The organism is Rubripirellula obstinata (genome assembly GCF_001642955.1).
GTDB classification, from domain to species: Bacteria; Planctomycetota; Planctomycetia; order Pirellulales; family Pirellulaceae; genus Rubripirellula; species Rubripirellula obstinata.
Genome location: NZ_LWSK01000273.1, coordinates 1 through 1,559, shown reverse-complemented (window position 1 = coordinate 1,559; position 1,559 = coordinate 1). Strand labels below are relative to the sequence as shown.

Below are 1,559 nucleotides of genomic sequence, written 5' to 3'. Positions count from 1 at the left end.
GCGCTGACCGATCGTATCGCATTGGTGTGTTGCGGATAACCATTGCATGCACCGGAGTGGCGGCCGCACACTTTTCTCTCTGCTTGCACGTCAAATCCCGCCACCTCGGTGATGCATACCGTTATCCGACTGAAATTCGCTCGACTAGAACCATGCTGCCATGCCAACGCCACCCGTAGTCGCTCGATACGGAACCGGACCAAAAGCGATGACCATCGGACTCGCGGTTGCCGCCTCCGGTTTGGCCGTCGGTGTTTACCGAACCGAGGGTGCCGCCGACGCCGCGATATTGCTCACGCTATTCTTGCCGCCGCTTGCTTTGCTCGCTGTCGAATTTTGGTTCATCCGCATTGAAATATCGGGCGACAACATCCGCTGTTCTTCACCGTACCGTCCGTCACGCTCGATTCCGATCACGGATGTTACTCACATCGACTTCGCATCACTGCCTCAGTGGTTTCGCATCCACACCAACGACCACGGGACCGTTCGGCTTCACGGATACCTGGCCGGACTGTACGATGTCCTGAACCACCTAGAATCTGCCGGACACCCTTTCCCCAGAGTCAAGCATGTTCGCTCTCCACTCGATTCCATATAACGCAATGCGGCGGATAACCAAAGGATGCACCGGAGTGGGGCTTGCGGCTGCTTTCTGATGGTTACCTTTTCCGTCCCCACCCGGTGATCCTAGACGTTATCCGACTAAGCCTCAACCGAAACTCCTATCTCAACTGCACAGCAGGACCGGCCTATGAGTGATTGCACCTCGCTTCCGCGAAATCAAACTCTGCCAAGACTGCCTGCGTTCGGCTTGTGCTTAGTTCACGCCACCGCTTTGCTAGCGTTGTACTTTGTTCCTGCTTTCATTTGCCCAACGGTCGTCGAGCACTACAAGCAAATCGGATTTGCCGAGACCCCCTTATTCGCACGGGCTCACCTGATTTCAGATTTCCTTTGTGGCTACACTTGGTTTTTTGTCGGTTTTGCCTCTGTGTATCTATATGTAATCTATCGGCACAAACGCGTCGCGTCTCGATGGCTTCCCGCTGTCTCAAACATCGCGTTGCTTGCTTTTGTCTTGCTCGGAACGGCCTACACTGCTTGGCTTATTAACCCGATGGTATTTGGTGGCCCCGTTGCCTCACACGCTGATCCGCTGGACATGCCTGGTCCTGTGATTGCCAAATCTGACGGATAACCATGACATGCACCGGAGTGTCGGTGGTCCGCTTTTCCGTCTGCTTGCACGTCAATCGCCGACACCCGGTGATGTCCACCGTTATCCAACTGAGCCGCGGACATTTGCTGCCCGCCTCGCGCCCTGCGGGGCACAACCAGCGCACGATCAATACCGCTTTGCCCCCAACGCTTGACGAAACCGAAGCGCCGACTGCCCTGCGGGTCATCAACCGACGCCCGAATCCCAATACTCAATCAATGCTGACGTGCCGGATGCACTGCGTGGCATCAACCAACGCCTGTCTTCGGTTGCTCGATTTAACCCTACCTGCCGAAACTTGCTTGACCGACCTTTCCTTGCTACAATCTACGCGCGG

3 protein-coding genes are annotated in these 1,559 nt (G+C 55.7%); all 3 read left to right on the top strand.

Annotation, left to right across the window (positions count from 1 at the left end):
* Positions 1-160 precede the first annotated feature (160 nt).
* On the top strand, positions 161-601 hold the full coding sequence (locus RC85_RS25705) for a hypothetical protein (RefSeq protein ID WP_068267804.1): 441 nt from the start codon (positions 161-163) through the stop codon (positions 599-601).
* Between the two features lie 153 nt (positions 602-754).
* Complete coding sequence (locus RC85_RS25700) at positions 755-1,201, top strand: hypothetical protein (RefSeq protein ID WP_068267802.1); 447 nt, start codon at positions 755-757, stop codon at positions 1,199-1,201.
* 2 nt (positions 1,202-1,203) lie between these two features.
* The coding region (locus RC85_RS28800) for a hypothetical protein (protein ID WP_238383247.1) at positions 1,204-1,559 on the top strand (356 nt) is incomplete at its 3' end.

Excerpts from the sequence above, each read along its gene's own strand:
- RC85_RS25705 (WP_068267804.1), top strand. The coding sequence starts at position 161 with ATGCCAACGCCACCCGTAGTCGCTCGATACGGAACCGGACCAAAAGCG.
- RC85_RS25700 (WP_068267802.1), top strand. The coding sequence starts at position 755 with ATGAGTGATTGCACCTCGCTTCCGCGAAATCAAACTCTGCCAAGACTG.